Raw genomic sequence first — 24,949 nt, forward strand, 5'->3', positions numbered from 1 at the left:
GGAGTGCTGTGAATGTTGGTGCTTGATGATGCTCGAATGGAAGTGATCCAGTCACCCAGGAACCTGATTGTCATGGGTGGGCCAGGCTCCGGAAAAACCACTGTGGCACTGCTCAAAGCGGAGGAATTAATTGGCCGGAAGGTCCTGAAAGAGCACCAGCAAGTGCTTTTTCTCAGTTTTGCCAGGGCAACTGTTGCAAGGGTTGCAGAGCAGGCCGGGAAATTGCTCCCCAAGCTTGAGCGAGGGCGGCTGGAGGTCAACACCTACCATGGCTTTACGTGGAACTTGTTGCGCAGCCATGGCTACTTACTCCGGACAGGAAGGCCGCTGTCCCTGCTTCCTCCACCTGAAGCGGCAGCGCGCCTATCCACCCTTGGCGAGGATCAGATTGCCCAGGAAAAGATCAGGCTGCTCGAAGAAGAAGGGCTCTTGCACTTCGACCTTTTCGCAAGCAACGCCGCCCTGCTGTTGGAAAGCAGCCAGGCTCTGCGGCGAATCTATGGCGGCAGCTATCCCCTGATCATTCTGGATGAGTTCCAGGACACCAATGAAGACGAGTGGCGTTTCATTCGTGCTTTGACCCAGCACAGTCAGGTGATGGCGCTGGCGGACCCGGAGCAGCGGATCTATGAGTTCCGCGGTGCTAACGCGCTTAGGATTCAGGAGTTCGAGCAAGCTTATCAACCTGCCGCGTTCACTTTTGGCATGCAGAACCACCGAAGCAGTGGTACCGACATCGTGCAGTTTGGCAACGATGTCCTCACGGGAGAAAACCGGGGTAAACGCTACGCCAATGTGACAGTGAAACCATATATTCCCCGCAGAGGACAGCTCCACCTGGATTTCAAATATGCAGTGTTAGCAGCCCTCACTCGATTGAAACAGAGTGGAAACGACTGGTCGCTCACCATTTTGGTACCCAGTAAGAGTTTTATGGTGGAGGTCTCGGCTTACCTTTCGAGCACAGCAGATAGGCTTCCATCAATCACGCATGATGTTGCGTTCGATCAAGAAGCGGCGGCGCTCTCCGCAACTGCAATTGCTGCGTTGCTGGAGGGCGGGTCCACTACCTCTGAAGTCACCGAGAGACTCATCAGAAATCTGTGTGCGCACCTGCGAGGGAGAAAAGGAGAGAAACCGCCCACCAAGCCTCATCTGGAGCTGGTTGAAGCCTTGGAGGAAATGCAGAGAGGGCAACCACTGCGTCGAGTTCCACACAAGCGGGTTTTGGCTGCAGCCGAAGCCTTAGCAGCCCAGCGCCTTGAACTGCAGCTTACGGGAGATCCGCAGGTTGATTGGATTGCTGTGCGGCAGTTGCTGGATTCGAGCACAGACAAGGTGTTTACCCAAATTGGGAGTGATGGCCGGTATGTACGGTTGTTGGGAAAGGGCTCTTTGCTTCGAAGCCGGCTGAACGAAATATGGCGATCCGCGGAAGGCTATCCAGGTGCTGAGGGCCTCGTGCGTGATGCGCTTCTTCAAGACCATTTCCAGGCGGCGACGAAAGACTGGAAGGGCATTCATCTAATGACGATGCACAAGTCAAAGGGCAAGGAGTTCACCGAAGTCATTTTGTACGAAGGGCTCATGAAGGGACGATTCGTTCAGACTGACGCCAACGCTGATCGAGAGCGGCAGGCTCGTTTGGCCATGCGTGTTGCAGTGACTAGAGCAATGAAGAGAGCGACTATCCTCACGCCCCAGGGCAGAAATCGCAGTCCGTTGCTTTAACAACTTCGTAGACGTTTATGGAGTGATTTCGCCTCAAATCAAAGGACGATGGCCCCAGCGCAGGCACTCGCGGTTGATCGGAAAACCAAGCGCAGCCCGCAGAGTGCCCCATACTTCCATCATCGCTTTGGAAATCCACCCGACAGCGACCCAGTTACAGCCCACTGTGGTCCCTATGACTATTCACTCTATGGTTTGAGGCCAATTCAGATCGGACGATAGCTATTTCAGCAAGGGGCTCGTGATGCATGTGCTTACCGTGAAACAGGCTAGAAAGAAACTGAAGCAAACTATGGATGATGTTTGTCGTGACCACGAGCCTACAGTCATAGTGCGCAAGCGAGGGAAGCCCGTCGTGTTGCTGCCTTTAAAGGATTACAACGGGTTCCAAGAAACGATGTATCTGCTTGGGTCGACTGCCAATACCCAGCGTCTGAAGATATCTGTTGCTCGGCTTCGGTCCAGCCCTCCCCACTCAAGCGACAGCTGACTTAAGGTGCGTTGATAGAGGTTTGGTTGGAATGAAAATCACGGGCCGTGTAGAAATTGAAGCAGTGACCGACGTGCGTTGCGACGTATGCGAATGCTCAACCCGAACGGGAAGTGGCAATTTGGAATATGGGACGCTAGATGCACATTGGGGCTATGGTGCGCTGCAAGATGGTGAACGCTATGAGGTGCATCTCTGCGAAACCTGTTTTTTCGCCACCCTCGCTTACCTCAAGCAGGAGAGACGGACGACGCACATATTTGAGTATGACCCTCGAAGGACGAATGGCGATTTCGGGCTGGTCAGCGAGGATGATTTTTTTCGCGATGGTCGCTGACACAAAGGCCGTGACCGGGCCAATTACTTCGGTTTCTTGGGCGTTGGCGGTGTTGGTACCATATCCATGAAGTCATGGAACGCTCGGGTCAAATCCTCTTCTGTTGGCTTTGGCAACGACGGACGGCGGGCAGGTTTACTGGGGAGGGAGAGTACATCTGGAGACAGATTGATATGCTCCATCGCGGATCGCTCACTTTCGGTGAGAGCCGATTCAAAAACTTTAGCGATCACCCGGTTGTCCCGATCCGCACGAGCAAATTTCACTACGTTCGACTTCATCTCGACTGGCAGCTCAAATGGGCATCGCAGGTCCAGATGCGTACCAGTCGTGCGGTTGTGTAGTGCCTGCAGCTGTAGCTCTTCGACTTCCTTGGAACTGCTGGAGTACGCGCTAGAACGATACGCCAGGCTGATATCAGAAAGCGCAACGAATTCCCGGCCAGCGCTTCGACACTCAACATAGGCGAGCTTCAGAAGCTGGACGGCAAGCCGCTTAATCCCAAAGGTAGATCGATAGAGCTCGGTGGCAAGATCATCAATGCCGATCTGGATTTGGCCATCACTCACCCTGATGCATTCACTGACGTAATTTCTCCAGTCCGAGCTCTCCGGATCATCTGGCAACATGATCCGAGGCTCAGAGAGCAATCGCTGTTTATCTTCACTGTTGCGGCGAAGCAGCTTACGGACGAGGCTGTAATTGGATACGTAGATCATGGGTGGTCCGATGGCTGCCATCGTCAACAGAATGTCCGTGACTTTAGATGCGCCCAAACCGGTGTTGATATGCTGAGTTTCTTCAAGCACAACCAGAGAAACGCCATCTCGGTTGGCTCGTCTGCGGCATTCCACAAGCAGCTTCGCTACATTTCCTCCTCTACTGGACTCTCCATTCCCAAGTACAAAGTCTGAAAGCAGCTGCTTGCCGCCGGCCTTACCTCGCGCACTCGCATACCAATGAGAAATGAGCTTGACCGTGCCATGGTAATGGTCACAGGAAAAGTCCATCGGCGGGGGCAATACTTTCCTCAATGCCGCAATCGTCTGGCTCTTTCCTATGCCAGCTAGTCCAGTCAGGCAAATTGGCGAAACTTCCACCTCTGGAGGGTCATAGACCTTTGAGAGGTAATCAGTTTCGCTTCTAAATAGCTTTTGGCTATGAACGGATGCTCGGCCTACCATTTCACTGATGAAATTCAATGAGAATGCGTTCGGCAAGTAGATCTGTTTCAAAACCTCGGCCAGGGCCTCTGCTGCGATGAGCGGGTGAACAGTGCTCAAGGGGCCCACGGGATCCGGCCTAACGGTTACACGCTCGCGTATCTTTTCAACGTCTGTGCACCCCTCGAACCGCGCCTGAATCAACTCGTTCATTTAGAGGTTCCTCTAAAGCGATTGTAATCTGCTTGGTCGCGCTGAGCCGCGCCACCTTTAGAAGGACTTCCAAGCTTACTCTCTCCACTGTCCCAATCTTCCCCGGTATATCGCTTGAATCGATCCTTGAGATGCTGCTGAAGTGCAGGCCGCTCGTCCCGCTGGGCTGCAGCTTGGTCACGCCGCATCTGATCAATCTCTTGGAGATCACGCAGTGAAATATCTCTAGTGCCCGCCGGAGTGCTCATAGTCCGTACGAAATCGAGTTCGAACAAAACACCTTCGACTTCAACCCAAATGTGCCTAACACACATAGTCAAAACAAACGCTGAGGTCTCGATGACCCCTTTCCTAGCGACCATGTCGAAAACCCCAGTCTCCGCGAACGCTGAGGATCTGTATTTCCGCCCGTAGAAATAGACCGCATCCTTACGTATGGTCGCTGGGCGACGGATCAGGAAGGTTCTGACCGCGGTGTCGAATTGCATACCTATCGATGAGTCCCGACCACGCGAAGACCAGTAGCTGTAAATCTCATGCGGCGTCGGTTTGATCCCAGCCAGCATCATCTCTTCGTTCATCCGGCTACTTGCATCCGAGGAGAGATTGTCCCAAAGGACCTGCATTATCTCGCGCCTGGCCATCTCAACGAAATTCAACTTGCTATGAAAGTGCCTCGGCTGGTCGAGGTCCTTTTTGTCTCTTGGATGAGACGATTCGACGGTAGCCTTGGATTGCCCTGAAAAAACTGGAGTCAACTCAAAGGCCTTGAGCCAGTTAATTTTTGGCTCACTGTTGTAGCTTGCCCCTGGGCCTCGATCGAATACGGTTCCCCCTGACAACCCTTCGCTAGGCCATTCACCAGGCTTAATCTCGATACCGAACAGCTCGCCGTACTTGACCTTGTCAGTTGCCATACTGAACAGCGCCATTTTGTAGGCGTCCATGTTCTCTTTACCTTCCGAAAACCCAATGCCTAATATGGCTCCCGATAAGGCGCAGACTGCGCGAACCACACAAAAGCTGTCTACTGCACTTCCTTCCGTGAGGCCGGAGAGCTTCTCTGATATGTTGTACCCATCGAATTCAACTCGCTGATTTACATTGATAATTTTTTCAGCGAAGCTTCCTTCAGATCCTGAAGTAGCGCGTGTTTTGTGCTGTCCTCTCAATGCACGACTTAATTCTCTAGGGTTGATAAGCTGCCCTATCCAGTATCTAAACTGCCTAAATGATGGGAATGGCTTACCCTCAGGATGCTGATACTCCATCATCCGGTCATTTTTGTTCGTTGCGATACACCCAAACTCACCGGTAACAACGTCGCTGTAAATCTGGTTCTGCGTCTTTCTTGTCGATTTGGATTTCAGGAATCCCGAAAGGATCATTGCCTTCATCGGCGCGTCGCAGGGGTAGCCTGATCTTTTTCCCTTCCGGGATGGCCGGCCTAGCTTGGTTTTACGTTTTGGGTCTTCCCTATTCCAACCCCCGATCCGGTGAAGCGGTGGCATCAAGGCCCATTTGTTATGGCCAAAGATGATATAGGTGTAAAACCATAACCTCAGCCGTGCAGCGTTCTGCTGCGGCCTGAGAGCCTTTGCATGCGCATTGATTAGCGCGTCTGGGTTGTCACTGGCAAGAAGGACATCCATCCGTGACACAAGGTCCGATATGGCGATGAAACGACGGTTTACCTTCTGGTCGTAGCTCTCTTTGGTTGAGTATCTACCACCTTCCAGGTGGCTAACCGAAAGGCCCCGTATGGGTTCAAGCCATGGTGGAGATGTGTCGCCCGATCCTTCTTCCAACAGCCACCCATTTTCGAGCGCTTCCTCAAACTGAATCCGGCTGAGCGCGATCAGTTGTGAGCTTAATTCCTTGCCATCGTCACTAAAAAGAACAAGCCTGACCCGGTTCCGATTGCCGTCGCTGCAAAGGAAGTGATAGGTGAGGTCCTTCGACAGATTGAGGAACCCTTCTGGCGCAATAATTCGCGCACCGGCCATCATTGATCCGACTCCTCGAAAAGAGAGCCGTGAACGGACAACAAATCACCTCCGTTAACACTCAACGGATGGTCGATGAGAATCGGCTTGGTGAAATCGATGGGAAGCTTTCGATCCCAGATATCCTGGTAGATCTTCGCGATGAACTGATCACGGAAGCCCCAGCGGGCCCCATATTCAATCGCCACATATGCCACCGGATCTCCTGCTGCAACCGACTCTCGGATAGCAGCGCTGAAATCGTCCAGCAATGCGCCGCTGAGATCGAGCGTCAAATCATGCATGACGAACAGTAGGTCCAGGTTCGCGATGACCACTGGCTCAACCATATCCAGAGAGACCTGCACTGTTCTGATGCCTGCGCTACGGTAGTACGCTTTTTCCAGCTCGGTTCTCAGCTCAGCATGCACCCGATCCTTCTTCTGTTGGACCGGTGTCTTTGGCTGCGTGCTTCTCCTCTCACGAAATGCTTGCTCGCGGTCTTTGACAGTCCAGTTAACTGCGTAGGGGATCCCGTCATGACCTTTCATATACAGCAACAAATCGCCCTGGTAGGGAAATGGCATCCATTGACGATTGCCTGCTGGTCCTTCGACCACGATCTCGTGATGCTTGAATCCGATCTCTCTGGCTATCTCCACCGTTCCACGAATAGGAGGTGGAAAAGTGCCCCTGGTCAGTGGGTGACCGCGAAGTGGATGCCCCGCGTTCACTGGCCAAAGCATCTTTTGCTCATGAATATCAATAAGGTCTGGATGAGAAAGCGCAAGTTGTGTGAACACTCGCTCAGGGGTTGAGAGAGCGTGCAATGTGCGTCCAAGCTTACGGCTGTTAAGCCTGCTAATTCGAGAGCCTTTCGGTGCCTCACGTGGGACGGCCAACGTAGACGGAATGTAATCGCCGCCCCATTCAAACCGGCTCTGACGGTTCATGATCAGGGCAAATCTTTCCTGCGGTTTCATCCAAGCATTCCAATGTCATCGGGGTACGTCAGCACCGTCCAGGCTGGGGATAAAAACCAGGCCGGTTAACGAACCCCTTATCTTGCGGGCAGGTGCTCTAACGCGACGTTGTGGATAACGCGCGGTTTCTTGTGGATGAGCGAAGTCGTGCGAGACTTGACGTCTCACATGCATGGGATAGACAATGGAATGGTCAGGCCTCTAATCTGACTTATCCACAGGGGCCCAAGGTCGCACTTGGGCCTTTGTCTATCTGACTTCCAGCATTTTCGATTAGCTAGACGTCATCGGAATTCCTCATCAAGGTGACACTCGTCGGGCTTCTCAGCACCTGTCGACGGCTCACGATTTATTCTATGCGGTCAAGCCCACAATCATGTTGTGTAGATAACTGCCGCCTCGGTTAACCGAAACATGGTACCGCTGGAATTTGCTAGCTGACAACAAAAAAAGTTGAAACCTCACGCCTCCAGAGGCGCAATGCTCGGACTTTAAGGCTTCAGGGCGCAAGCCACTGCCCAAAGAGGAAAACGAAAGACCAACTCTCGATTAAAACCTCCTTCCTTCGTTAGTTTAGTACTTAGCGTAAAGCAATTAGCAACTTCATAGTTATAACTACTAAGCATTACCTAACACCTTAGGCATTCGCTACCCTAATAGTCCGCGACTTTTTGGCTATCATTATGAACAGCTCAGGTCATCCGCCCGTCCTACGCTGGCTTGAGGATGAAACATTTTATAGTCTATGTTGTCGTCAACATTCCTTTTCTGCACAAGACAATCAGTCAAGTACATTGTCTTGGTTGTTCGGCGGCAATCAAACATCAATCAATCATGATTTCCCCAGCAATCTAAGCTCTCTCAATCAGCAAGCACTAACGTTCTTGGGTGATCCAGAGACCATCATCTACAAGCATACGATTCTTCCAATGTTCTTTCCGTTCCAGACGGAGAAGCAGATCGCAGCTGTGGTGCAGGCTATGCGCAGTGCGCACATAGGTTCGATTAAGTACCGTCTTGGCCTTTTAACAGGGCGATTTGGCGGGGAGCATCCACTGAAAGCGTGTAGCACTTGTATGGCAACGGATCGCGTCAATCATGGAGTCGCTTACTGGCATTTAACCCACCAGTTTCCCGGTGTCGTTTTGTGCCCGATTCATGGCTTTCCGCTAAGAGAATGCACCCTAAATCGGCAATGGTCAGGTCGTCCTCAGTGGACCTTGCCGAGCGAAGCTCATCTCGCGGAGGTGACGACACCAATACCTACCGAGAGAACTGAAAAGGCGCTTCTGCAATTGGGAGCAGCGGTACTAGATCTTGCAACTTACGGAAATTCAAAGCGTTTCGATCCGATCACTGTGAGGGCAGTCTACAAGAAGTCCTTAGACAAACTGGGCACCTCTCGACCCGAGCAGGCAAGGGCCGCCGCCTCGTTCGCGGAGTACACATGCAGCCTTCAGCCGTACCCTCCGTTCACCTCTCTGCCTACCTCCGAGCGGTGTGCAATAGCGTTCATAGCTCAACTGACGCGCAACCCGCGTGGCCACTGCCATCCGCTCAAACATTTGACCCTAATCACTTGGCTTTTCGGCGGCCTTGGCTCTTTCATCGAGGCCTATGAGAGCCTTGATCGTGCACCTCTAGGTGCACCTCTGATCAAACATGATAGCGACGCTCGTTCAGTCACTTTAAATATTTGCGAAGCTGTCAAACCGCAGACTCAATTAAAACCTAAGAAGCTCAAGCCCCAGCTTCGAGCCACCATCTTAGAGTGCCTGAGCTACGGTGATTCGAAGGATAAAATCTGTTCGCGATTCGGGATATCTATATGCACTCTCAATAGACTGCTACGCTTAGAACCGGTTGTAGTGAAGCTGCGCACGGAAAAACATCAAGAAGATATGCGCATTAAAAAGCGGACTGAATGGCTGAGTGTTGTCAAAGAGCATCCAGGCGCCAGCCCAAAGAAAATCCGCTCAAAAATCCAGAGCACCTACGAATGGTTATATCGGCATGATCGCGAGTGGCTGCTTATCCATACGAATGAACTACCGAGCGGTCGACGCGGTAATTATTCGAACGTTGACTGGATTAATCGAGACTCCGAACTATCGGCACTGGTCAGCAAAACACTAATTCGTGTCTACGGAACGGATCAGGGATTACGTCTGCACAAAAGTGATATTTTCAAATTAATCCCAACGCTCTCCCGCTCACTTGAGAATCGAACTCGCTACCCTAAAACAAAAAATCTGCTATCAAAGATTCTACGGTTAAACGAACGATAATTAATCGTCTAACCTCAAACTAATAAGCATTCAGCTTGCTATTGATTTTTTGCTCGTAACCGCTTGGCGTACTAATTCTCGCTTATAAAACTTTCATAATTCCGCAAACTTATGGTGAATTGAAAATACTCAATCTCACGATCGCGTGGGCAACCTGAGACTGCCGCACAAAGCAACAGCGATCATCAAGGCCATCAGCATAAGCATCACTGTTGCCCCTTGACCACTAAGTACCAGCGCCGCAGCAAATGGCCCAGCCGCCTGCGCTATGAGCATCGGCCGCGCCAAAGCCCCAATCCGAGCGCCGTATCCCTCTGTGCCGAAGAGCACCAGAGGAAGGGTCCCTCTGGCGATGGTGAGTATTCCGTTACCCGCTCCATAAAGCGCTGCAGCGACGAATGCCAGCCAGGACACGCCGGGAATAAACAGGCAGATGCCGATCAAGCTCACAAGGATGCCGACGCGAGCAGACCAGGTTGGATGAAGGTGCCGCGCGATAGAAAACTCCAACACCCTGGCGACCACCTGGGCGGGCCCAATGACCATTCCGACCGCCAATACCGTGACAATTGGAAGCCCCAGTTGCTCGAGGGAGGTCAGCAGGTGGACAGATAGGCTGGCCATCACGAAGGCAATGACCGTTAGCAGCCCTGCTAGGCGCCAAAATAGTCGGCGGCTACCATGATCCAGCGTAAGGGCTGCCTGAGCTTCCAGCGCTGATCCTCTTCCTACATCGAGCGGCTTCGGTACTGCCAGCCAATGAATCGGCAGGCCGACTAGTACATGCACCAAAACCAGCACCAAGCAGGTTTCTCTCCAGCCGATCCAAGACTCCAACGCGGCCATTACGGGCCAGCCGATGGTGCTGGCAAACCCACCAATCAACGTCAATCCCGTGATCGCTCCCCGGGCCCGCTCTCCCAAAAGCGTCCCCAGCGTTGCAAATGCTGCATCGTATAAGCCTGCGGCCATAGCCAGGCCAAGTAACGACCAAGCCAGGTAGTAGAGCCACAGATTGCTTGCCAAAGACATTACTAAGAGCCCTGCACTCAGCATCAGAGAGCTGAAGACAAGTACAGAACGCCCTCCACGCCGATCAATCAATCGGCCCGCAATAGGTGAGCAGAGGCCCGCAACCAGCATGCCCCACGACAGGCCACCTACGACAGACGATAAAGACCAGCCCATGTCCCGAGCGATCGGGACAGCGAGGACTGCCGGCAGGTAGAACGTCGACCCCCACGCCAAGATCTGAGTGATGCCCAAAGCGAGCACCAAGCGTATGCGGCTCACGCTGACTGGCAGGTAGGATTCAAGTCGAGTCACGACGGTCCAGCTTAATAGTTGTTAGTAACAACCAAGATAGTCGACCTGGCATGGATAGGTCAATCTGGTGGTCAGAGAGTTGACGAAATCAATCGGCGCCCATATTGTTGCAAGTAACAACCAATTGGAAAAGACATGCCCAGCAAGCTTAACGACGACCTGAGCCAGGATGCGGAAGCCCTTTATGAAGCGGTGAACCAGTTGGTGCGGGTCTACCAATTCAGGGATCGCGACCGCATCTGCTGCTACGACGTATCCGTCACCCAGTGCTACGCCGTTGAAACGTTGGTGAAGCAGGGACCGCTGCGCCTCCAGGCGCTGGCCGAAGAGATGTTCCTAGATAAGAGCACTGCCAGCCGTGTCGTCGATACGCTGGAGCGAAAAGGTTACGTCTCTCGCGTGGAAGATCCGGAAGATCGTCGGGCTGTCCGCGTCCAGGCCACTGAAGCCGGCGCCGACCTGTATGAGCGTATTCGCGCTGACCTGATCGCCGAAGAGAAGGCAATGATCAGCAGCATGGCATCGGAGGTACGCCAGGGAGCACTGACGCTCTTGCGTCAGTTGACCCGTGCAGCCGAGGTCCGTTGTGGCTTGGCTAACGAATGTTGCCCAGCCCAGCCGCACGAGAAATGAAGGGGGAAACCCCTTTTTTTACCCATATTGTTGTTACTACCAACTTAAAAGGAAGCCAGATGCATATCCGCCTCGCTCAGCTCGGTGATGTTCAGGCCATTGCCGACATTTACAACCAGGGGATCGAAGACCGTAGCTCCACCTTTGAGATCCAACCGCGCACCGCCAAGGATGTGCTGCCCTGGGTTGCCGATATGTCTCGCCATCCGGTGCTGGTCGTGGAGCTCGACGGTGCAGTGGTGGCCTGGGCGAACCTGAGCAGCTATCGAGCGCGGTCCTGCTATGACGGGATTGCCGACTTCTCGATCTACCTGCGACGCGATGCCCGCGGACGTGGCATCGGCAAGGCGTTACTGAACGCATTACTGCGCGAAGCAGAGTCACGCGGCTTCTGGAAAGTCCTCTCTCGCATTTTCACGTTCAACGAAGCGAGCCTGGCCCTCTGCCAATCCTGTGGATTCAGGAAGGTTGGTGTCTACGAGAAACACGCCTGCCTTGAAGGACGCTGGCTGGACTGCGCCATCGTTGAACGAATTTTTCCCTCAAATCAACCTGACAAAGGAGAACGAGCATGAGCCAATCTGACCTTCCCATCGTAATCATCGGCGCTGGCCCCGTGGGCCTGGCCGCTGCTGCGCACCTGCTGGCACGTGACATGAACCCTCTGATTTTTGAAGCGGGCAGCCAAGCTGGAGAAAGCATCAGCCAATGGGGACACGTCAGCATGTTCTCGCCCTGGGAGTACAACGTGGACAAGGAGACAACAAAGCTTCTGGCCACCACCGGCTGGCAAGCTCCCGACGCCGGTACATACCCCACCGGTCGTGAGTTGCTGGACCGTTACCTGCTTCCACTGGCCGAGCTACCTGTAATTAGGGATCGCCTCCACCTGAACACTCGCGTACATGCAGTAACCAAGGCCGGCGCGGATGTACAGAAGACTAAAGGTCGCGATGCCGCCCCCTTCCTCGTGCGCGTCAAAGGACCAAACGGCGATCGAGACATCCAGGCTCGCGCAGTGATCGATGCCTCGGGTACGTATGAAACCCCAAACTGGATGGGAGCCTCTGGCATTCCAGCACTGGGCGAACTGAACGCGAAAGCACACGTTGCCTATGGCCTTCCCGACGTAAGCGGCAGCGCACGGGCGCGCTATCAAGGTCGCCGGGTTTTGGTCGTAGGCGGTGGGCACTCAGCCTTCAATGCTCTACAGGATCTGGCTCAACTGCCTGACACAAAGGTGTACTGGGCAATCCGCGGGCACTCCCTGGAAAAAATTCTGGGCGGAGGTGCCAACGACAAGCTGGCAGAGCGAGGTAACTTGGGCCTGCGAATCCGCGCACTGCTCGAACAAGGGAAGATCACGCTCTACCAAGACGTTTCGATCAGCCAGGTTGAGACGACTGACGAGGGAGTCGTTGTGCATAGCAATGGCCAGCCGCTGCCAGCAGTGGACGAGATCATCGTCGCCACAGGCTTTCGCCCAAATCTACAGCTCCTGAGCGAGCTGCGGCTGGCAATCGACCCAGCCACGCAAAGCCCTGCTCAGTTGGCACCGTTGATCGATCCAAACGAGCACAGCTGCGGCACCGTTCGCCCGCATGGTATTGATGAGCTGTCCCATCCAGACCAAGGTATTTTTATCGTGGGGATGAAGAGCTACGGCCGTGCACCTACATTCCTGATGCTCACTGGATATGAGCAAGTCCGCTCAGTAGCAGCAGGGCTTGCTGGAGACTGGGACGCTGCACGACGCGTTGAGCTCGAACTGCCCGAAACCGGTGTATGCAGCCTCCAGTTCGAAGCTCAGGAAGAAACTTCCAGCTGTTGCGCACCAGCGAATCCTGCACAAGCCATCTGCTGTGAATCGCAGGAGCCACTGCCAGTGCCTTCGACTCAGAAACCAAGCCGCTGCACGCCCGCGACCCGCGCATAGGGACGCGTTGCAGTGCGAAACACCGTCGCCCTGCCAGCGATCAGATCTGGTGGGGCGACGCTGATAGGTGCGAAATTTCACTCTAGTTGACCACCCGTTTTCATTCGTCCTGACCACTGATCGCACCGGGATTTGACCAGTACGCTTTGTCACCTTAATAGGCACAGAACCACCAAAAACAGTCGTTTATGACCCGTACTTTATAGACCCGTTGACCTCGCCTGGGTCGTCTGCATGCCGCCATCCGGCGATAGGGTCGATTGGGCGCGAAGTGCTACATTACCGGCAATCGAACCGGCAAAAATATTTGACTGGAACTGCTTTAAGCCACGAAATGTATGGCGTATAACAAAGTAGATAGTCGGTAAATGGCATTAACACCGTTCATCTCCCAAGACAAAGCCCCAGGGGACCTGCAGGACGCCGTGGTCGAGCTCATGCAGCTCGATGCTGCCCTGAATGCCAATATCCCTCAACCGCTGCGTCTCCCCATGATCCACCTGCTGCGCCAGGTGAATTCGTTCTATAGCAACAAGATCGAGGGCAACCCAATGCTGCCCGTCGACGTGCTACGCGCCGAGGAAATCCAAAACGGCGAGAACATCACCGAGGATCTGCTGGAGATCAAATGTCACATTGAAGCCCAGCGCCGGCTTTCCACCGACCCGATCGATGAGGTTGTAATCAGCACCCGCGAGTCGATCGCACGCATGCATCGCGAGCTCTACGTCGGCATGCCGGAGGAGCATATTCGCGCCAAGATCAACGGCGAGGGAGAGACCGCCCTCTTTAGCCCAGGCGAATTCCGCACCCATGAAGTGAGGGTTGGCCAGCACATTCCGCCGCCCGCTGAAAGCATTGGCTCCTACCTGAATTGGTTTGAAGGAGCGTACCGCCTAGATCGGCTCCACGGGATGACTCCAATTCTGGCTGCTGCAGCTGCTCACCACCGTCTGATGTGGATCCACCCGTTCTTGGACGGCAACGGTCGCACCGGTCGCCTGTTCACCGACCAGTACCTGCGCGCCGCCGGTCTGGGTGGTTATGGCCTCTGGACAATAAGCCGCGGCTTCGGCCAGAAGGTCGAAGAGTACTATGCCGCGCTCAACGCCGCCGACCACGTCCGTAAGGGCGATCTCGACGGACGTGGCGAGCTTTCCGACGGCGGGCTGCTCAAGTTCACCGAGTATTTCATCGCGATGGCCCTGGAGCAGGTGCGTTACTTCACCTCGCTCCTAGAACCTCGCATGCTTAGCCAGTGCATCGACTGTTACTTCGAGATGCGCAAGCGTGGCACGTTCCCAACCACCACCAACATGGAGCTGCCGCTTCTACGCATTGAAGCCCGCGACGTTTACCGCGACCTGCTTTACTACGGCCCGATGCAACGTTCGGAAATCCATGCCAAGTTGGGCATGAGCGAGCGCACTACCCGTAATCTGCTCAGCCAGATGGCGGACGAGGGCTTGATCAGCTTGGACGGGCGTAAGCCGGTATCGCTGAAGCTCTCCAGGCACTCCATCGAGTTCCTGTTCCCCGCTCTGTTTTAATCCAGGACAAACACTAAAAAGCCCGGCTATTGGCTGGGCTTTTTGTCGCACTGATGAAGAATTCGAGGCATCAGGTAACCGGCATCAGCACCCACGCCCCTGAGTGTTGCCGAGGCGAAGTTCCGTTGCTTGGGCAAGCCTACGAAGTACAAGCCAGGCACATTGCTAGCTACACCGTTGTGTTGCAGCACACGCCCACTCCGCTCTGCGACCGGGAGGCTTGTCAGAAAATCAAGGTTTGGCTGGAAGCCTGTCGCAAAGATCAGCGCATCGACCTGAGTCGTGCTTCTGTCCGGCCAGACAACAGCATCGGGGAGAACTTGCTGGAACATGGCCCTGCGCCGGAATCGACCGGAGTTGAGAGCCTTCCGGTACTTACCGGTGTCGAGCACGGGCGTGCTCTGGTCACTCAACCATCGTGTTTGCTCCAACCTGGTGAATTTCAGCCAGGTATGAAAATCAAGCCCGAGGATTCGCTGCGGGAAAAAGCGGATTTTCTCGCGAGTAGCCAGCACCACCTCAGCGACGCCTGCAAGCTCATAGGCGATCTGAACAGCTGAGTTCGCAGCTCCAACCACTACAACGCGCTGGCCAGTAAAGGGCTCTGGCGTTCGATAAGCCGAGCTGTGTAGGCAAGTCCCTGAAAAGCCCTCCAGCCCAGGAATACTAGGTGTAAACGGACGGCTAAACCCTCCCGATGCTACGACCACAGAACGTGCGGTGAAGATTGCTCCGGTGTTGCAGTGAACCTCAAACACCTTTCCCTTCTGCGCTACGCCCACCACTCGAGTACTTCCCTGAAAAGGAAGTCGAAACTCGGCAGCATAGGCTTCCAGGTACTGCACCACCTCGTCTCGTAGCGGATAGCTCTTGGGGTCACCAGGAAACAGCAGCCCTGGCAATGCCGAGTATTCCGCCGGTGAGAACAGCTGCAGGCTGTCGTAGTAGTTACGCCAGTTTCCACCTGGGCGTGTCTGCTCATCAATGATGAGAAAATCCAAGCCGTGTTGCTGCAAGTGCCAACCAAGCGCCAAACCTGCTTGGCCTCCCCCAATGACAACCACATCCAAAGTGCGACTCAATTCATTCATATGTGCACACTCATGCATATATCAAGATAAAAAAAGCCTAACTACGGGCAGCACAGCGAAACCAGACCCTTGGTTCGCTGGAGGAGGCCCTCCAAACGCTCGACGATCGCCCCGCCATTCACTTCATAGAAAACCTGTCTGCCCACTTTGGTGGCTTTCACGATGTGAGCGTCGTGCAGCACCTGTAAGTGCCTTGAAATCACAGAGCGCTCCTGCGGCAAGGCTTTGGCGATTTCGCCGACATCCGCCCTCCCTAACTGAAGCACGCGCTTGAACACCGCGACCCTAGAGGGTTCGCAGAGAGCTTTGAAGAAGGCTTCATCCAGCGACTCGATGGCAGCATCGATAGCTTGGGCGCGGAGATTATCGGTAGTCGTCATGAGTGCAATATATGTGCATGAAGATGCACATGTAAAGCCACCCATCATCACAAGCTTGCGATACATTCGGAAAAGCGTATATTTGGAAAACCATATACGCGCTGAGTATCTAGTGATGACTGGCAAGATCCGCGTCCTGTTTGTTTGCACCACCAACGCTGCTCGCTCCCAGCTCGCCGAAGCATTGCTCCGACACACAGACCCTGTGCGCTTCGAGGCTTTCAGCGCAGGCACTCAGCCTGGCGAAGTCGACCCGCGAACCTATGCCGCCCTTGAGCACCTCGCCATCGACTCCAGCGCCTTGCGTAGCAAATCCATCGACGAGTTCGCCGGTGAACACTTCGACTACGTCATTACCCTCTGTGACAAGGCCGCCCAGGAATGCCAAGCGCTTCCGGCTTTTGGTGAGCAGCTGGTATGGAACTTCGAAGATCCTGTCACCAGCGACAAACACGACGCCTTCCGCCACACGCTTCACGAGATTCATGAGCGCATCAAGATGTTCGTCCTCGTGAAAACCAAACACTGAGAACCGCTATGACTGACTCGCTGACCCCAACCAAGGTTTTCAAATGTCTCGCCGACGAGACCCGCATTCGGATGATGTTGCTGATCGCTCGCGAGGAAGAGCTCTGCGTCTGTGAACTGACCTGTGCGCTGGAAGAAAGCCAGCCAAAGGTTTCCCGGCACCTAGCGCAATTGCGCACGTGTGACCTGCTGGAAGACCGCCGCCAAGGTCAATGGGTGTACTACCGACTACACCCAGAGCTGCCCGCCTGGGTTCGCGAGATTCTGGTAACGACGCTGGAGGCCAATCGCGAATGGCTGAGCACCAGCGTCATACGACTAGACACCATGGGTGACCGCCCACAACGCGTGGCTTCCTGCTGCTGATCACTGCCGAGAAAATCCGATGAAAGTTCTGTTCCTCTGCACCGCCAATAGCTGCCGCAGCATCCTGTCTGAAGCCGTTTTCAACCACCTGGCGCCGGCCGATATGAACGCCTTCAGCGCCGGCAGCCAGCCCAAGGGCGAGGTGCATCCGTTGTCCATCGCCGCGCTGCAGCGCGCCGGTATTTCCACCGATGGCCTCAGCAGCAAGTCCAGTGACTCACACGCCGAGCTCGCCCCGGACTTTGTCATCACCGTCTGCGACAAGGCCGCTGGCGAAGCATGCCCCGTGATCTTCGGGCCGGCAGTGAAGGCCCACTGGGGCCTTTCTGATCCGTCAGACCTGCTAGGTAGCGCCGCCGAACTGGATGAGGCTTTCGACGCCACACTTGAACAGATCAAGCGCCGCATTACGGCATTCCTCGCATTGCCTTTTGAACAACTGGATGCCGCCCAGCTCAAGGCCGAGCTGGCACGCATCGGAACGCTCTGACGTTAAGGGAGATTCACCATGAGCAAGAGCCGCCTTTCATTCCTCGATCGCAACCTGACGATCTGGATTTTTCTGGCCATGGGGCTGGGCATAGGCCTGGGTAGCCTATTCCAGGGGCTGCCAGCATGGCTGAATAGCCTGTCGGTGGGCACGACGAACATTCCCATCGCCATCGGGCTGATCGTCATGATGTACCCGCCATTGGCGAAGGTGAAATACGAGGAGTTGCCACAGGTCTTCAAGGACAAACGCATCCTCACCCTGTCGCTGATTCAGAACTGGGTAATCGGCCCGGTGCTGATGTTCGGCCTGGCTGTCGTATTCCTCTCCGACAAGCCCGAATACATGACAGGCCTGATCCTGATCGGCTTGGCGCGTTGCATTGCCATGGTGCTGGTGTGGAACCAGATCGCGGGCGGCAACAACCAGTACGTGGCGGGCTTGGTTGCCTTCAACAGCATATTCCAGATCGTGTTCTTCAGCGTGTACGCCTGGATCTTCCTGGGCCTTCTGCCGCCGTTGTTCGGCTTGCAGGCTAGCGTCATCGACACCAGCTTCGTCGAAATCGCTCAATCAGTGTTGATCTATCTGGGCATCCCGTTCCTGGCTGGCTTCTTGACCCGCAAGCTCCTGATCAGTCGTAAAGGCGCCACCTGGTACGAGGAGCGCTTCATTCCGAAGATCAGTCCTCTGACCCTTGTGGCGTTGCTGCTGACCATCGTCGCCATGTTCAGTCTGAAGGGCGACATGGTGTTGCAACTGCCTCTGGATGTACTGCGCATCGCCATCCCCCTGACCATCTACTTCGTGGTGATGTTCTTCATCAGCTTCTGGATGGGCAAGCTGATGGAAGCTGACTACCCACGTACCACTGCGCTTGCCTTTACCGCAGCGAGTAACAATTTCGAACTGGCCATTGCCGTGGCTATTGCAACCTTCGGTCTCGCCTCGCCGGTAGCCTTTGCCACCGTGATCGGACCGCTGGTGGAAGTACCTGTATTGATCTCGCTGGTTGGCGTCGCCTTGTGGCTGAAGCGTCGCTGGTTCGATCAAGCATCGTGTGCCTTGTCCCAAGAGTCAAAATCATGACCGAACACCATATCCCCAATATCGACATTGAACTGATCGACCTGCCGTCTTCCGGCAAACTGGCGATCGAGCAGCAGTCCACACACAAACCTCGCATCCTGCTGCTGTACGGGTCGAACCGCGAACGTTCTTTCAGCCGCCTGCTGACAGAGGAAGCGGCTCGCCTACTGGAGCATTTCGGTGCCGAGACGCGGATCTTCAATCCAACCGGTCTACCGATGCCGGATGACGTGCCCGATGACCACCCCATGGTCAAGGAGCTGCGCGACCTAGTGCTCTGGTCGGAAGGTATGGTCTGGTGCTCGCCAGAACGCCACGGCGCGATGACCGGAGTGTTCAAGTCGCAGATCGACTGGATTCCGCTGAGCATGGGCGCTGTGCGTCCGACGCAGGGCAAGACCCTCGCGGTGATGCAGGTCTGTGGCGGCTCGCAGTCATTCAACGTGGTCAACCAACTGCGCGTGCTCGGTCGCTGGATGCGCATGTTCACCATTCCTAACCAGTCGTCAGTGCCGAAGGCCTATCTGGAGTTCGACGAAGCGGGCCGCATGAAGCCCTCCCCGTACTACGACCGTGTCGTCGACGTGATGGAGGAGCTGGTGAAGTTCACCCTGCTTCTTCGCGACCGTGGCGACTACCTGGTCGATCGCTACTCCGAACGCAAAGAGTCGGCTGAAGAACTGTCGAAGCGTGTTAATCAACGATCCATCTGAGGCTTTTTGAGCATGCAACTGCACCCATATTCCGTGCTGGTTACTCCCGATCTGATCGGCCAGCTGATCTTCACCCCGTGCCCTGGTACGAAGGACACATCGGTCTCCCAGGCGTTGGCGACACTGCGCGATGCCGGTGCGAGCGCACTGGTAACCCTGATGCCGAATGAAGAACTGCTGCAGAACGAAATCGATCTGCTTCCCGAGGAGTGTCAGCTGTTGGGCCTCGAGTGGTTCCACCTCCCGGTGGAGGATGATCAGGCCCCCGGAGAACCCTTTGCTGCCGCCTGGGAAACCCATCGAGAGCGACTGAAAGAACTGCTGATGGATGGCAAATCGATCGTTATTCACTGCAAGGGGGGCTCGGGGCGTACTGGCCTGTTCGCAGCCCGCCTGATGATCGAGTGCGGCATGCCCGTGCAGGAGGCCATCGCTCAGGTTCAGGCTCTGCGCCCGCGAGCGATTCAAAACCCAGCTCACGTCGGCTACATCAATCAATTCACCGCCCCCTCTGACCGCTAACCACAATCCGAGAATAAGAACATGGCAATCAAAGTAGGCATCAATGGGTTTGGACGTATCGGCCGCCTGGTATTGCGCGCGTCCTGGGACTGGCCGGAACTCGAATTCGTGCAGATCAATGACCCGGCCGGCGACGCCGAGACCCACGCCCACCTGATCAACTTCGACTCGGTCCACGGACGCTGGCACCGTGAAGCAGGTGCAGAAGGCGACTCGGTGGTGATCGAGGGCAAGCGCATCAAGGTGACCGCCAACAAGGCCATCCCCGACACCGATTGGTCGGGTTGCGACCTGGTCATCGAGGCCAGCGGCAAGATGAAGTCGGTAGCCGTGCTCCAGGCCTACCTGGATCAAGGCGTCAAACGCGTGGTGGTGTGTGCCCCGGTGAAGGAAAAAGGTGCACTGAACGTGGTGATGGGGGTCAACCAGCACCTGTTCGATCCGGCCCAACACCGTATCGTCACCGCCGCCTCCTGCACAACCAACTGCCTGGCTCCGGTGGTGAAGGTAATTCACGAGAACCTGGTCATTCGTCACGGCTCGATCACCACCATCCATGACCTGACCAATACCCAGAGCATCCTCGATACGCCTCACAAGGACCTGCGCCGTGCCCGTGCCTCGGGCATGAGCCTGATCCCAACCACCACCGGTTCGGCTACAGCGATCGCCGAGATCTTCCCCGAGCTGCGCGGCAAGCTGAATGGTCACGCAGTGCGAGTACCGCTGGCCAACGCCTCGCTGACCGACTGCGTGTTCGAGGTGGCGCGTGTGACCACGGCTGAAGAGGTCAACTCGCTGCTGAAGGCGGCCGCTGAAGGACCGTTGAAAGACATCCTGGGTTATGAAGAGCGCCCCCTGGTGTCCATCGACTACCGCACTGATCCACGCTCCTCGATCATCGATGCGCTGTCGACCCTGGTGGTCAACGGTACTCAGGTGAAGATCTACGCCTGGTACGACAACGAATGGGGCTACGCCAACCGAGCAGCGGAGCTGGCTCGACTGGTCGGCATGGCGGAGTAAACAGCGATCATGAAGGCGTTGTCAGCCCTGTCCGCGGAAGTGCGTCAGTACCTGCTGGTTACCGGCAACTACTGGGCCTTCACCCTCACCGACGGCGCGTTACGCATGTTGGTGGTTTTGCACTTCCATACGTTGGGCTACACGCCGCTGCAGATCGCGGCGCTGTTCCTGTTCTATGAAATTTTCGGCGTGATTACCAACCTGGTGGGCGGCTACCTCGGTGCCCGCCTGGGACTCAATCGCACTATGAACATCGGTTTGGGCATGCAGGTGCTGGCCTTGCTGATGCTCACGGTGCCGGCAGCCTGGTTGACCGTACCTTGGGTGATGGCAGCCCAAGCGTTGTCCGGCATCGCCAAGGACCTCAACAAGATGAGTGCCAAGAGCTCGATCAAGCTCTTGGTACCGGACAGCCAGCAAGGCACCCTCTACAAGTGGGTGGCCATACTCACCGGCTCAAAGAACGCGCTCAAAGGTGTGGGGTTTTTCCTTGGCGGCGCGCTGCTTGCGCTGCTTGGTTTCACCATGGCAGTGCTGGCCATGGCGGCAGTACTGGGAGTGATCTGGATCGCCAGTTTGATGCTGCTGAAAAAGGATCTGGGCAAGGCCAAGGCCAAACCAAAATTTCGCGACATACTTTCCAAGAGCCGGGCGATCAACATCCTCTCGGCCGCACGGCTGTTTCTATTTGGCGCCCGCGACGTCTGGTTCGTCGTAGCGCTGCCGGTGTACCTGAGCACCGCATTTGGATGGGACTTCTGGCTGGTCGGTGGATTTCTTGCCGCCTGGATCATCGGCTACGGCATCGTGCAGTCATTTGCCCCCTACATCACCGGCAAGAAGCGTGGCCATGTGCCGGATGGCCGAGCAGCCTTCACATGGGCTATCGCGCTGGCCGGACTTCCCGCGCTCATTGCCCTGGGCCTAGCCGTAGGCTGGTCAGCTCAGGTGGTGCTGCTCGGCGGACTGATGCTATTCGGTGTGCTGTTCGCAGTGAACTCCTCGCTGCACAGCTACCTGATCGTGAGTTATGCCAAAGAGGATGGGGTATCCCTAGACGTGGGCTTTTATTACATGTCCAACGCCCTAGGCCGCTTGATCGGCACATTGCTGTCTGGCTGGGTTTACCAGGCCCACGGACTGCAAGCCTGCCTTTGGATATCAAGCGGCTTTGTACTACTGGCCGCCCTGATCTCCATTGCGCTGCCCAAGCACACCACACCTGGTCTCTGAAGGAGGAATGAACATGGATGCAAAAAAGCTCGATGTGATCATAATCGGCGGAGGACAGTCCGCACTGGCAACGGCTTATTTCCTGCGCCGCACTCAGCTTTCATTTCTTATCCTCGATGCAGGGGAAAAACCCGGAGGAGCTTGGCGTCACGGCTGGGACTCATTGCGGCTATTTTCGCCGGCCGCCTGGAGCTCCATTCCTGGATGGATGATGCCCCCCTCTGAGAACGAGTATCCCTCTCGCGATCATGTCATCAATTATCTGGCCCAATACGAGGCTCGCTACCAATTCCCGATTGAGCGCCCCGTGCGGGTCACCTCTGTCGAGCGTATCGAAGATGGGTTGCGAGTTCATTCAGGCGATCGATACTGGGATGCCCAGATCGTCGTAAGTGCAACAGGGACATGGAGTAATCCCTACGTCCCTGAATACCCGGGCTCAGAGCTATTTGCCGGCACCCAGCTTCACTCAGCGCACTACGTGAATTCGCAGCCATTCGCCGGAAAACGCGTATTGGTGGTTGGCGGAGGTAATTCTGGCGCGCAAATTCTAGCTGAGGTATCCAAAGTGGCAGAGGCTACTTGGGTCACACCGGCGGAGCCGATTTTCCTGCCAGATGAAGTCGATGGTCGAGTGCTATTTGAGCGGGCTACTGAACGCTGGAAGGCGCAGCAGGAAGGGCGCGTCATAGAGCAGCCTGTCGGCGGATTTGGAGACATCGTCATGGTACCTCCGGTGGTCGAAGCCCGTGAACGAGGCGTGCTGTGGGCGAAGCGTCCGTTCGAGTGCTTCACCGAAGCTGGCGTAATCTGGGCTGACGGTACCGAAACTCAGGTGGATGCGGTGATCTGGTGCACTGGCTTCAAACCAGCCCTAAACCATTTGGCCAAGCTGGGTGTCCTGAACAAAGACGGCCGGGTGGATGTTCAAAGTACGCATTCATTGCTAGAGCCAAGATTATGGCTGGTGGGCTATGGAGAATGGACGGGGTCTGCATCGGCAACGCTTATAGGCGTCACGCGCACTGCACGAGCGACGGCTGAGGAAATTGAGTCTGCGCTCATACCGCAGTGCTAGATCACGCTTCCCGGCGTAGATGATCTCGCCTGGCCCTTTGGAGCCAATCGTGCTGGTGAAGAGTAGGATAACCATTGGCAACAGCGCTCTCGAGCGGGGTGAACTTACATGAGCCAGGTGAAGAGCAAGATTGTTGAATGCGAAGACCCGAAAGATGGTAGCGGGGAGCTCATAGTCGTTATCCCTCCTGAGGTGCTCGCGGAACTCGGGCTTGGAGTCGGTGATCGGCTTAGCCTGGAGATGCTCGATGGGAAGATCGTGTTGAAGCCAGTCTGCGATACCAAGCCAAGGATCTGAGTTCCCTCCCGGTCGAGATGATTAACACCTCTTGCTGGGATTCAACCGCGGGAGCTGCACCAATGAATGACCTCCGAATTCTCGGGCTTTGTGTCCCGTTTCCTGGCAATTGCTGGAGCATAGGCCACCGCTGCTTCATGGGGAGGCGCCAGCAAATTCTGAAATGTGCTGAGCACGTGCTTGGAAATCGCGACCTTGCGGAAAGGTGGTTAGCAAAGCCAGCAATTGGCCTTGATCATCGCTCGCCCTGCAGCCTATTAACAGATCATCTGGGCTACGGTCATGTCAGGGACTTCTTAGTACGACTCGAATTCGGTGTGTACCAATGACGCGCAGGGCCCCCTCTTCACCGATCGCGCCACAGGCTCTCCTTTGGCCAACATCGGAATCCTTGGCGGCGGGAAATCGACCGTTTTTGGAGAAAGCTGCTTCCCCTTTCGCTTTGGCGCCGTGAAATTGCAACACCGGTAGCGCATGGGGCGATCGAATCCGTCATTGCTCTCCCTCAACAGGGAAAGCGGAGATGGGTATGGGCATGACCAGTGACCAACGCCATATCTGTAATTCTCTTCGATGTATTGAGCTGATTCGGAACCTCCCGCACGATAAGTAGACCATAGCGCAGATGCAATCCTGGGCTCATACTTAAACCGCTTTACATCCTCCATAAAGTCTTCGAAGTCTTCGTAGAGCAATAATGCGCATTCCCAAACCAGCTCCGAATGGCTGTCAAGCATGTGCCCATTATTTACAGTGCTATTTTTTTCGATAACTTTAATCGAAAATTCCACACGACTTCTCAAATCATTCAGCTTTGAATTTTTGGTTTCAACAGAACACAAAGTTAAAGACGAAAATTTCCCACGTAACGCTAACAGAACTGCTTCCACCGAAAGAACAGACTCACAATTAAAAGCATCAGCAAAAAACTTGCTCTTCCTAAGCTCTGCAGGATCGTCATTCTTCACGGATGAGCTCTCGCCAATATGCCGTCCTGCGCAGCCCCTCCACATCACGTCAAGGCCGTGGCCCTTATGAGCAAAAGGCTTATCGCACACAGGACATTTGCTGACCAAAAGGACGTTGTGCTTTGCACAGACGTTGATATCTGAGCGATACACTCTGCGCCAATATGAGAAGCCGAGCGTCGCCAAGTCTTCATTCACGCATTCTGGACAGTAGGAGGCGGGTTCCCGATTATATTCGTAGCGATGACCAACTGAGATATATTCTCTGTGGGAGTATGAATTATCTTGAATATTTTTAAACAGGGAATATCTCGGAAAATAGGTGTGCTCGTGAAGCAGCCTGTTAAATCCAAAGCAGCCTGGCCACCCCATAGCAGAGGCTATTAACTTCACCCCATGAGAGGTGAGAGCAATATTGGCAAGGCGACACAATTCTTTTACTTCGGGATCATATCTATTCACATAGATATTCCGCGCAACGAATGAAAGCAAAGATTCATCGCTTTGGATACGCAAAAGCATAAATAGCCAAT

26 protein-coding genes are annotated in these 24,949 nt (G+C 55.0%); 19 read left to right on the forward strand and 7 right to left on the reverse strand.

The genetic code is table 11. From position 1 onward, the window contains the following. Nucleotides 1-12 precede the first annotated feature (12 nt). The 3 genes from ACQRAX_RS15025 (at nucleotide 13) to ACQRAX_RS15035 (ending at nucleotide 2,558) form a co-directional block, all read left to right on the forward strand. Complete coding sequence (locus ACQRAX_RS15025) at nucleotides 13-1,731, forward strand: UvrD-helicase domain-containing protein (protein ID WP_412040439.1); 1,719 nt, start codon at nucleotides 13-15, stop codon at nucleotides 1,729-1,731. 244 nt (nucleotides 1,732-1,975) lie between these two features. Continuing rightward, complete coding sequence (locus tag ACQRAX_RS15030; RefSeq protein WP_412040440.1) at nucleotides 1,976-2,221, forward strand: type II toxin-antitoxin system Phd/YefM family antitoxin; 246 nt, start codon at nucleotides 1,976-1,978, stop codon at nucleotides 2,219-2,221. Nucleotides 2,222-2,252: 31 nt separating this feature from the next. Next, on the forward strand, nucleotides 2,253-2,558 hold the full coding sequence (locus ACQRAX_RS15035; RefSeq protein WP_412040441.1) for a hypothetical protein: 306 nt from the start codon (nucleotides 2,253-2,255) through the stop codon (nucleotides 2,556-2,558). 23 nt (nucleotides 2,559-2,581) lie between these two features. Here the strand turns inward: ACQRAX_RS15035 and ACQRAX_RS15040 are convergent, their stop codons facing one another. From ACQRAX_RS15040 to ACQRAX_RS15050, 3 genes are read right to left on the reverse strand one after another with little or no spacing between them, the layout of a single operon-like run. Beyond that, a complete protein-coding gene (locus ACQRAX_RS15040; RefSeq protein ID WP_412040442.1) occupies nucleotides 2,582-3,934 on the reverse strand; it encodes an AAA family ATPase in 1,353 nt (450 codons plus the stop codon). Then, the gene (locus tag ACQRAX_RS15045; RefSeq protein ID WP_412040443.1) at nucleotides 3,931-5,943 is read right to left on the reverse strand and encodes a transposase; all 2,013 of its coding nucleotides are present in this window, start codon (nucleotides 5,941-5,943) and stop codon (nucleotides 3,931-3,933) included. Before ACQRAX_RS15045 ends, ACQRAX_RS15040 begins: the two co-directional genes overlap by 4 nt. Next, on the reverse strand, nucleotides 5,940-6,902 hold the full coding sequence (locus tag ACQRAX_RS15050; protein ID WP_412040444.1) for a hypothetical protein: 963 nt from the start codon (nucleotides 6,900-6,902) through the stop codon (nucleotides 5,940-5,942). Before ACQRAX_RS15050 ends, ACQRAX_RS15045 begins: the two co-directional genes overlap by 4 nt. A gap of 683 nt (nucleotides 6,903-7,585) precedes the next feature. Between ACQRAX_RS15050 and ACQRAX_RS15055 the strand changes: the two genes are divergently transcribed. After that, entirely contained in the window at nucleotides 7,586-9,190 is a 1,605-nt protein-coding gene (locus ACQRAX_RS15055) for a TnsD family Tn7-like transposition protein (RefSeq protein WP_412040445.1), read from the forward strand. A gap of 135 nt (nucleotides 9,191-9,325) precedes the next feature. Here ACQRAX_RS15055 and ACQRAX_RS15060 read toward each other — a convergent pair whose 3' ends face one another. Further along, the gene (locus ACQRAX_RS15060; RefSeq protein ID WP_412040446.1) at nucleotides 9,326-10,516 is read right to left on the reverse strand and encodes an MFS transporter; all 1,191 of its coding nucleotides are present in this window, start codon (nucleotides 10,514-10,516) and stop codon (nucleotides 9,326-9,328) included. 135 nt (nucleotides 10,517-10,651) lie between these two features. Between ACQRAX_RS15060 and ACQRAX_RS15065 the strand changes: the two genes are divergently transcribed. From ACQRAX_RS15065 to ACQRAX_RS15080, 4 genes are all read left to right on the forward strand, one after another. Then, complete coding sequence (locus tag ACQRAX_RS15065; protein ID WP_412040447.1) at nucleotides 10,652-11,149, forward strand: MarR family winged helix-turn-helix transcriptional regulator; 498 nt, start codon at nucleotides 10,652-10,654, stop codon at nucleotides 11,147-11,149. Nucleotides 11,150-11,208: 59 nt separating this feature from the next. Next, entirely contained in the window at nucleotides 11,209-11,724 is a 516-nt protein-coding gene (locus ACQRAX_RS15070; RefSeq protein WP_412040448.1) for an arsinothricin resistance N-acetyltransferase ArsN1 family A, read from the forward strand. Next, a complete protein-coding gene (locus ACQRAX_RS15075; RefSeq protein WP_412040449.1) occupies nucleotides 11,721-13,085 on the forward strand; it encodes an NAD(P)-binding domain-containing protein in 1,365 nt (454 codons plus the stop codon). Before ACQRAX_RS15070 ends, ACQRAX_RS15075 begins: the two co-directional genes overlap by 4 nt. Before the next feature lie 368 nt (nucleotides 13,086-13,453). Then, the gene (locus tag ACQRAX_RS15080; protein WP_412040450.1) at nucleotides 13,454-14,635 is read left to right on the forward strand and encodes a Fic family protein; all 1,182 of its coding nucleotides are present in this window, start codon (nucleotides 13,454-13,456) and stop codon (nucleotides 14,633-14,635) included. 26 nt (nucleotides 14,636-14,661) lie between these two features. Here the strand turns inward: ACQRAX_RS15080 and ACQRAX_RS15085 are convergent, their stop codons facing one another. Both ACQRAX_RS15085 and ACQRAX_RS15090 read right to left on the reverse strand, forming a co-directional pair. Then, complete coding sequence (locus ACQRAX_RS15085; protein ID WP_412040451.1) at nucleotides 14,662-15,726, reverse strand: flavin-containing monooxygenase; 1,065 nt, start codon at nucleotides 15,724-15,726, stop codon at nucleotides 14,662-14,664. Between the two features lie 41 nt (nucleotides 15,727-15,767). Continuing rightward, on the reverse strand, nucleotides 15,768-16,106 hold the full coding sequence (locus ACQRAX_RS15090) for an ArsR/SmtB family transcription factor (RefSeq protein ID WP_191832403.1): 339 nt from the start codon (nucleotides 16,104-16,106) through the stop codon (nucleotides 15,768-15,770). Nucleotides 16,107-16,221: 115 nt separating this feature from the next. Here ACQRAX_RS15090 and ACQRAX_RS15095 point away from each other — a divergent pair, with 115 nt between their 5' ends. From ACQRAX_RS15095 to ACQRAX_RS15145, 11 genes are all read left to right on the forward strand, one after another. Then, nucleotides 16,222-16,635, forward strand: coding sequence for an arsenate reductase ArsC (locus tag ACQRAX_RS15095; protein WP_277910785.1), 414 nt, complete (start codon nucleotides 16,222-16,224; stop codon nucleotides 16,633-16,635). A gap of 8 nt (nucleotides 16,636-16,643) precedes the next feature. After that, a complete protein-coding gene (locus ACQRAX_RS15100) occupies nucleotides 16,644-17,000 on the forward strand; it encodes a metalloregulator ArsR/SmtB family transcription factor (protein WP_277910784.1) in 357 nt (118 codons plus the stop codon). A gap of 19 nt (nucleotides 17,001-17,019) precedes the next feature. Next, nucleotides 17,020-17,490 (forward strand): arsenate reductase ArsC, encoded by a 471-nt coding sequence (locus ACQRAX_RS15105; RefSeq protein ID WP_277910783.1) that lies wholly within the window; start codon nucleotides 17,020-17,022, stop codon nucleotides 17,488-17,490. Nucleotides 17,491-17,508: 18 nt separating this feature from the next. Continuing rightward, entirely contained in the window at nucleotides 17,509-18,579 is a 1,071-nt protein-coding gene (arsB, locus tag ACQRAX_RS15110) for an ACR3 family arsenite efflux transporter (protein WP_412040452.1), read from the forward strand. Then, the gene (gene arsH, locus ACQRAX_RS15115; RefSeq protein WP_412040453.1) at nucleotides 18,576-19,292 is read left to right on the forward strand and encodes an arsenical resistance protein ArsH; all 717 of its coding nucleotides are present in this window, start codon (nucleotides 18,576-18,578) and stop codon (nucleotides 19,290-19,292) included. The genes arsB and arsH overlap by 4 nt, the downstream gene beginning before the upstream one ends. Nucleotides 19,293-19,304: 12 nt before the next feature. Continuing rightward, nucleotides 19,305-19,814 carry a cyclin-dependent kinase inhibitor 3 family protein gene (locus ACQRAX_RS15120; RefSeq protein WP_412040454.1) on the forward strand — a complete coding sequence of 170 codons (510 nt, stop codon included), beginning with the start codon at nucleotides 19,305-19,307 and terminating at the stop codon, nucleotides 19,812-19,814. Nucleotides 19,815-19,835: 21 nt separating this feature from the next. Then, nucleotides 19,836-20,840, forward strand: a complete 1,005-nt coding sequence (locus tag ACQRAX_RS15125) for an ArsJ-associated glyceraldehyde-3-phosphate dehydrogenase (RefSeq protein WP_412040455.1) — start codon at nucleotides 19,836-19,838, stop codon at nucleotides 20,838-20,840. Nucleotides 20,841-20,849: 9 nt separating this feature from the next. Then, nucleotides 20,850-22,073, forward strand: a complete 1,224-nt coding sequence (gene arsJ, locus ACQRAX_RS15130) for an organoarsenical effux MFS transporter ArsJ (RefSeq protein ID WP_412040456.1) — start codon at nucleotides 20,850-20,852, stop codon at nucleotides 22,071-22,073. Between the two features lie 13 nt (nucleotides 22,074-22,086). Then, complete coding sequence (locus ACQRAX_RS15135) at nucleotides 22,087-23,151, forward strand: ArsO family NAD(P)H-dependent flavin-containing monooxygenase (protein WP_412040457.1); 1,065 nt, start codon at nucleotides 22,087-22,089, stop codon at nucleotides 23,149-23,151. A gap of 108 nt (nucleotides 23,152-23,259) precedes the next feature. Then, the gene (locus tag ACQRAX_RS15140; RefSeq protein ID WP_412040458.1) at nucleotides 23,260-23,448 is read left to right on the forward strand and encodes an AbrB/MazE/SpoVT family DNA-binding domain-containing protein; all 189 of its coding nucleotides are present in this window, start codon (nucleotides 23,260-23,262) and stop codon (nucleotides 23,446-23,448) included. A 137-nt stretch (nucleotides 23,449-23,585) separates the two neighbouring features. After that, the gene (locus ACQRAX_RS15145; protein ID WP_412040502.1) at nucleotides 23,586-23,777 is read left to right on the forward strand and encodes an antitoxin Xre/MbcA/ParS toxin-binding domain-containing protein; all 192 of its coding nucleotides are present in this window, start codon (nucleotides 23,586-23,588) and stop codon (nucleotides 23,775-23,777) included. Here the strand turns inward: ACQRAX_RS15145 and ACQRAX_RS15150 are convergent. Beyond that, a complete protein-coding gene (locus ACQRAX_RS15150; RefSeq protein WP_412040459.1) occupies nucleotides 23,745-24,938 on the reverse strand; it encodes a TniQ family protein in 1,194 nt (397 codons plus the stop codon). The genes ACQRAX_RS15145 and ACQRAX_RS15150 overlap by 33 nt on opposite strands. Nucleotides 24,939-24,949 lie beyond the last annotated feature (11 nt).

The sequence above is a fragment of the Pseudomonas sp. UM16 genome, assembly GCF_050312595.1.
Lineage (GTDB): Bacteria > Pseudomonadota > Gammaproteobacteria > Pseudomonadales > Pseudomonadaceae > Aquipseudomonas.

Coding starts and splice junctions, on each gene's coding strand:
- ACQRAX_RS15025 (WP_412040439.1), top strand. CDS start 13: ATGTTGGTGCTTGATGATGCTCGAATGGAAGTGATCCAGTCACCCAGG.
- ACQRAX_RS15030 (WP_412040440.1), top strand. CDS start 1,976: ATGCATGTGCTTACCGTGAAACAGGCTAGAAAGAAACTGAAGCAAACT.
- ACQRAX_RS15035 (WP_412040441.1), top strand. CDS start 2,253: ATGAAAATCACGGGCCGTGTAGAAATTGAAGCAGTGACCGACGTGCGT.
- ACQRAX_RS15040 (WP_412040442.1), bottom strand. CDS start 3,934: ATGAACGAGTTGATTCAGGCGCGGTTCGAGGGGTGCACAGACGTTGAA.
- ACQRAX_RS15045 (WP_412040443.1), bottom strand. CDS start 5,943: ATGATGGCCGGTGCGCGAATTATTGCGCCAGAAGGGTTCCTCAATCTG.
- ACQRAX_RS15050 (WP_412040444.1), bottom strand. CDS start 6,902: ATGAAACCGCAGGAAAGATTTGCCCTGATCATGAACCGTCAGAGCCGG.
- ACQRAX_RS15055 (WP_412040445.1), top strand. CDS start 7,586: ATGAACAGCTCAGGTCATCCGCCCGTCCTACGCTGGCTTGAGGATGAA.
- ACQRAX_RS15065 (WP_412040447.1), top strand. CDS start 10,652: ATGCCCAGCAAGCTTAACGACGACCTGAGCCAGGATGCGGAAGCCCTT.
- ACQRAX_RS15070 (WP_412040448.1), top strand. CDS start 11,209: ATGCATATCCGCCTCGCTCAGCTCGGTGATGTTCAGGCCATTGCCGAC.
- ACQRAX_RS15075 (WP_412040449.1), top strand. CDS start 11,721: ATGAGCCAATCTGACCTTCCCATCGTAATCATCGGCGCTGGCCCCGTG.
- ACQRAX_RS15080 (WP_412040450.1), top strand. CDS start 13,454: ATGGCATTAACACCGTTCATCTCCCAAGACAAAGCCCCAGGGGACCTG.
- ACQRAX_RS15085 (WP_412040451.1), bottom strand. CDS start 15,726: ATGAATGAATTGAGTCGCACTTTGGATGTGGTTGTCATTGGGGGAGGC.
- ACQRAX_RS15090 (WP_191832403.1), bottom strand. CDS start 16,106: ATGACGACTACCGATAATCTCCGCGCCCAAGCTATCGATGCTGCCATC.
- ACQRAX_RS15095 (WP_277910785.1), top strand. CDS start 16,222: ATGACTGGCAAGATCCGCGTCCTGTTTGTTTGCACCACCAACGCTGCT.
- ACQRAX_RS15100 (WP_277910784.1), top strand. CDS start 16,644: ATGACTGACTCGCTGACCCCAACCAAGGTTTTCAAATGTCTCGCCGAC.
- ACQRAX_RS15105 (WP_277910783.1), top strand. CDS start 17,020: ATGAAAGTTCTGTTCCTCTGCACCGCCAATAGCTGCCGCAGCATCCTG.
- arsB (WP_412040452.1), top strand. CDS start 17,509: ATGAGCAAGAGCCGCCTTTCATTCCTCGATCGCAACCTGACGATCTGG.
- arsH (WP_412040453.1), top strand. CDS start 18,576: ATGACCGAACACCATATCCCCAATATCGACATTGAACTGATCGACCTG.
- ACQRAX_RS15120 (WP_412040454.1), top strand. CDS start 19,305: ATGCAACTGCACCCATATTCCGTGCTGGTTACTCCCGATCTGATCGGC.
- ACQRAX_RS15125 (WP_412040455.1), top strand. CDS start 19,836: ATGGCAATCAAAGTAGGCATCAATGGGTTTGGACGTATCGGCCGCCTG.
- arsJ (WP_412040456.1), top strand. CDS start 20,850: ATGAAGGCGTTGTCAGCCCTGTCCGCGGAAGTGCGTCAGTACCTGCTG.
- ACQRAX_RS15135 (WP_412040457.1), top strand. CDS start 22,087: ATGGATGCAAAAAAGCTCGATGTGATCATAATCGGCGGAGGACAGTCC.
- ACQRAX_RS15140 (WP_412040458.1), top strand. CDS start 23,260: ATGAGCCAGGTGAAGAGCAAGATTGTTGAATGCGAAGACCCGAAAGAT.
- ACQRAX_RS15145 (WP_412040502.1), top strand. CDS start 23,586: ATGGGGAGGCGCCAGCAAATTCTGAAATGTGCTGAGCACGTGCTTGGA.
- ACQRAX_RS15150 (WP_412040459.1), bottom strand. CDS start 24,938: ATGCTTTTGCGTATCCAAAGCGATGAATCTTTGCTTTCATTCGTTGCG.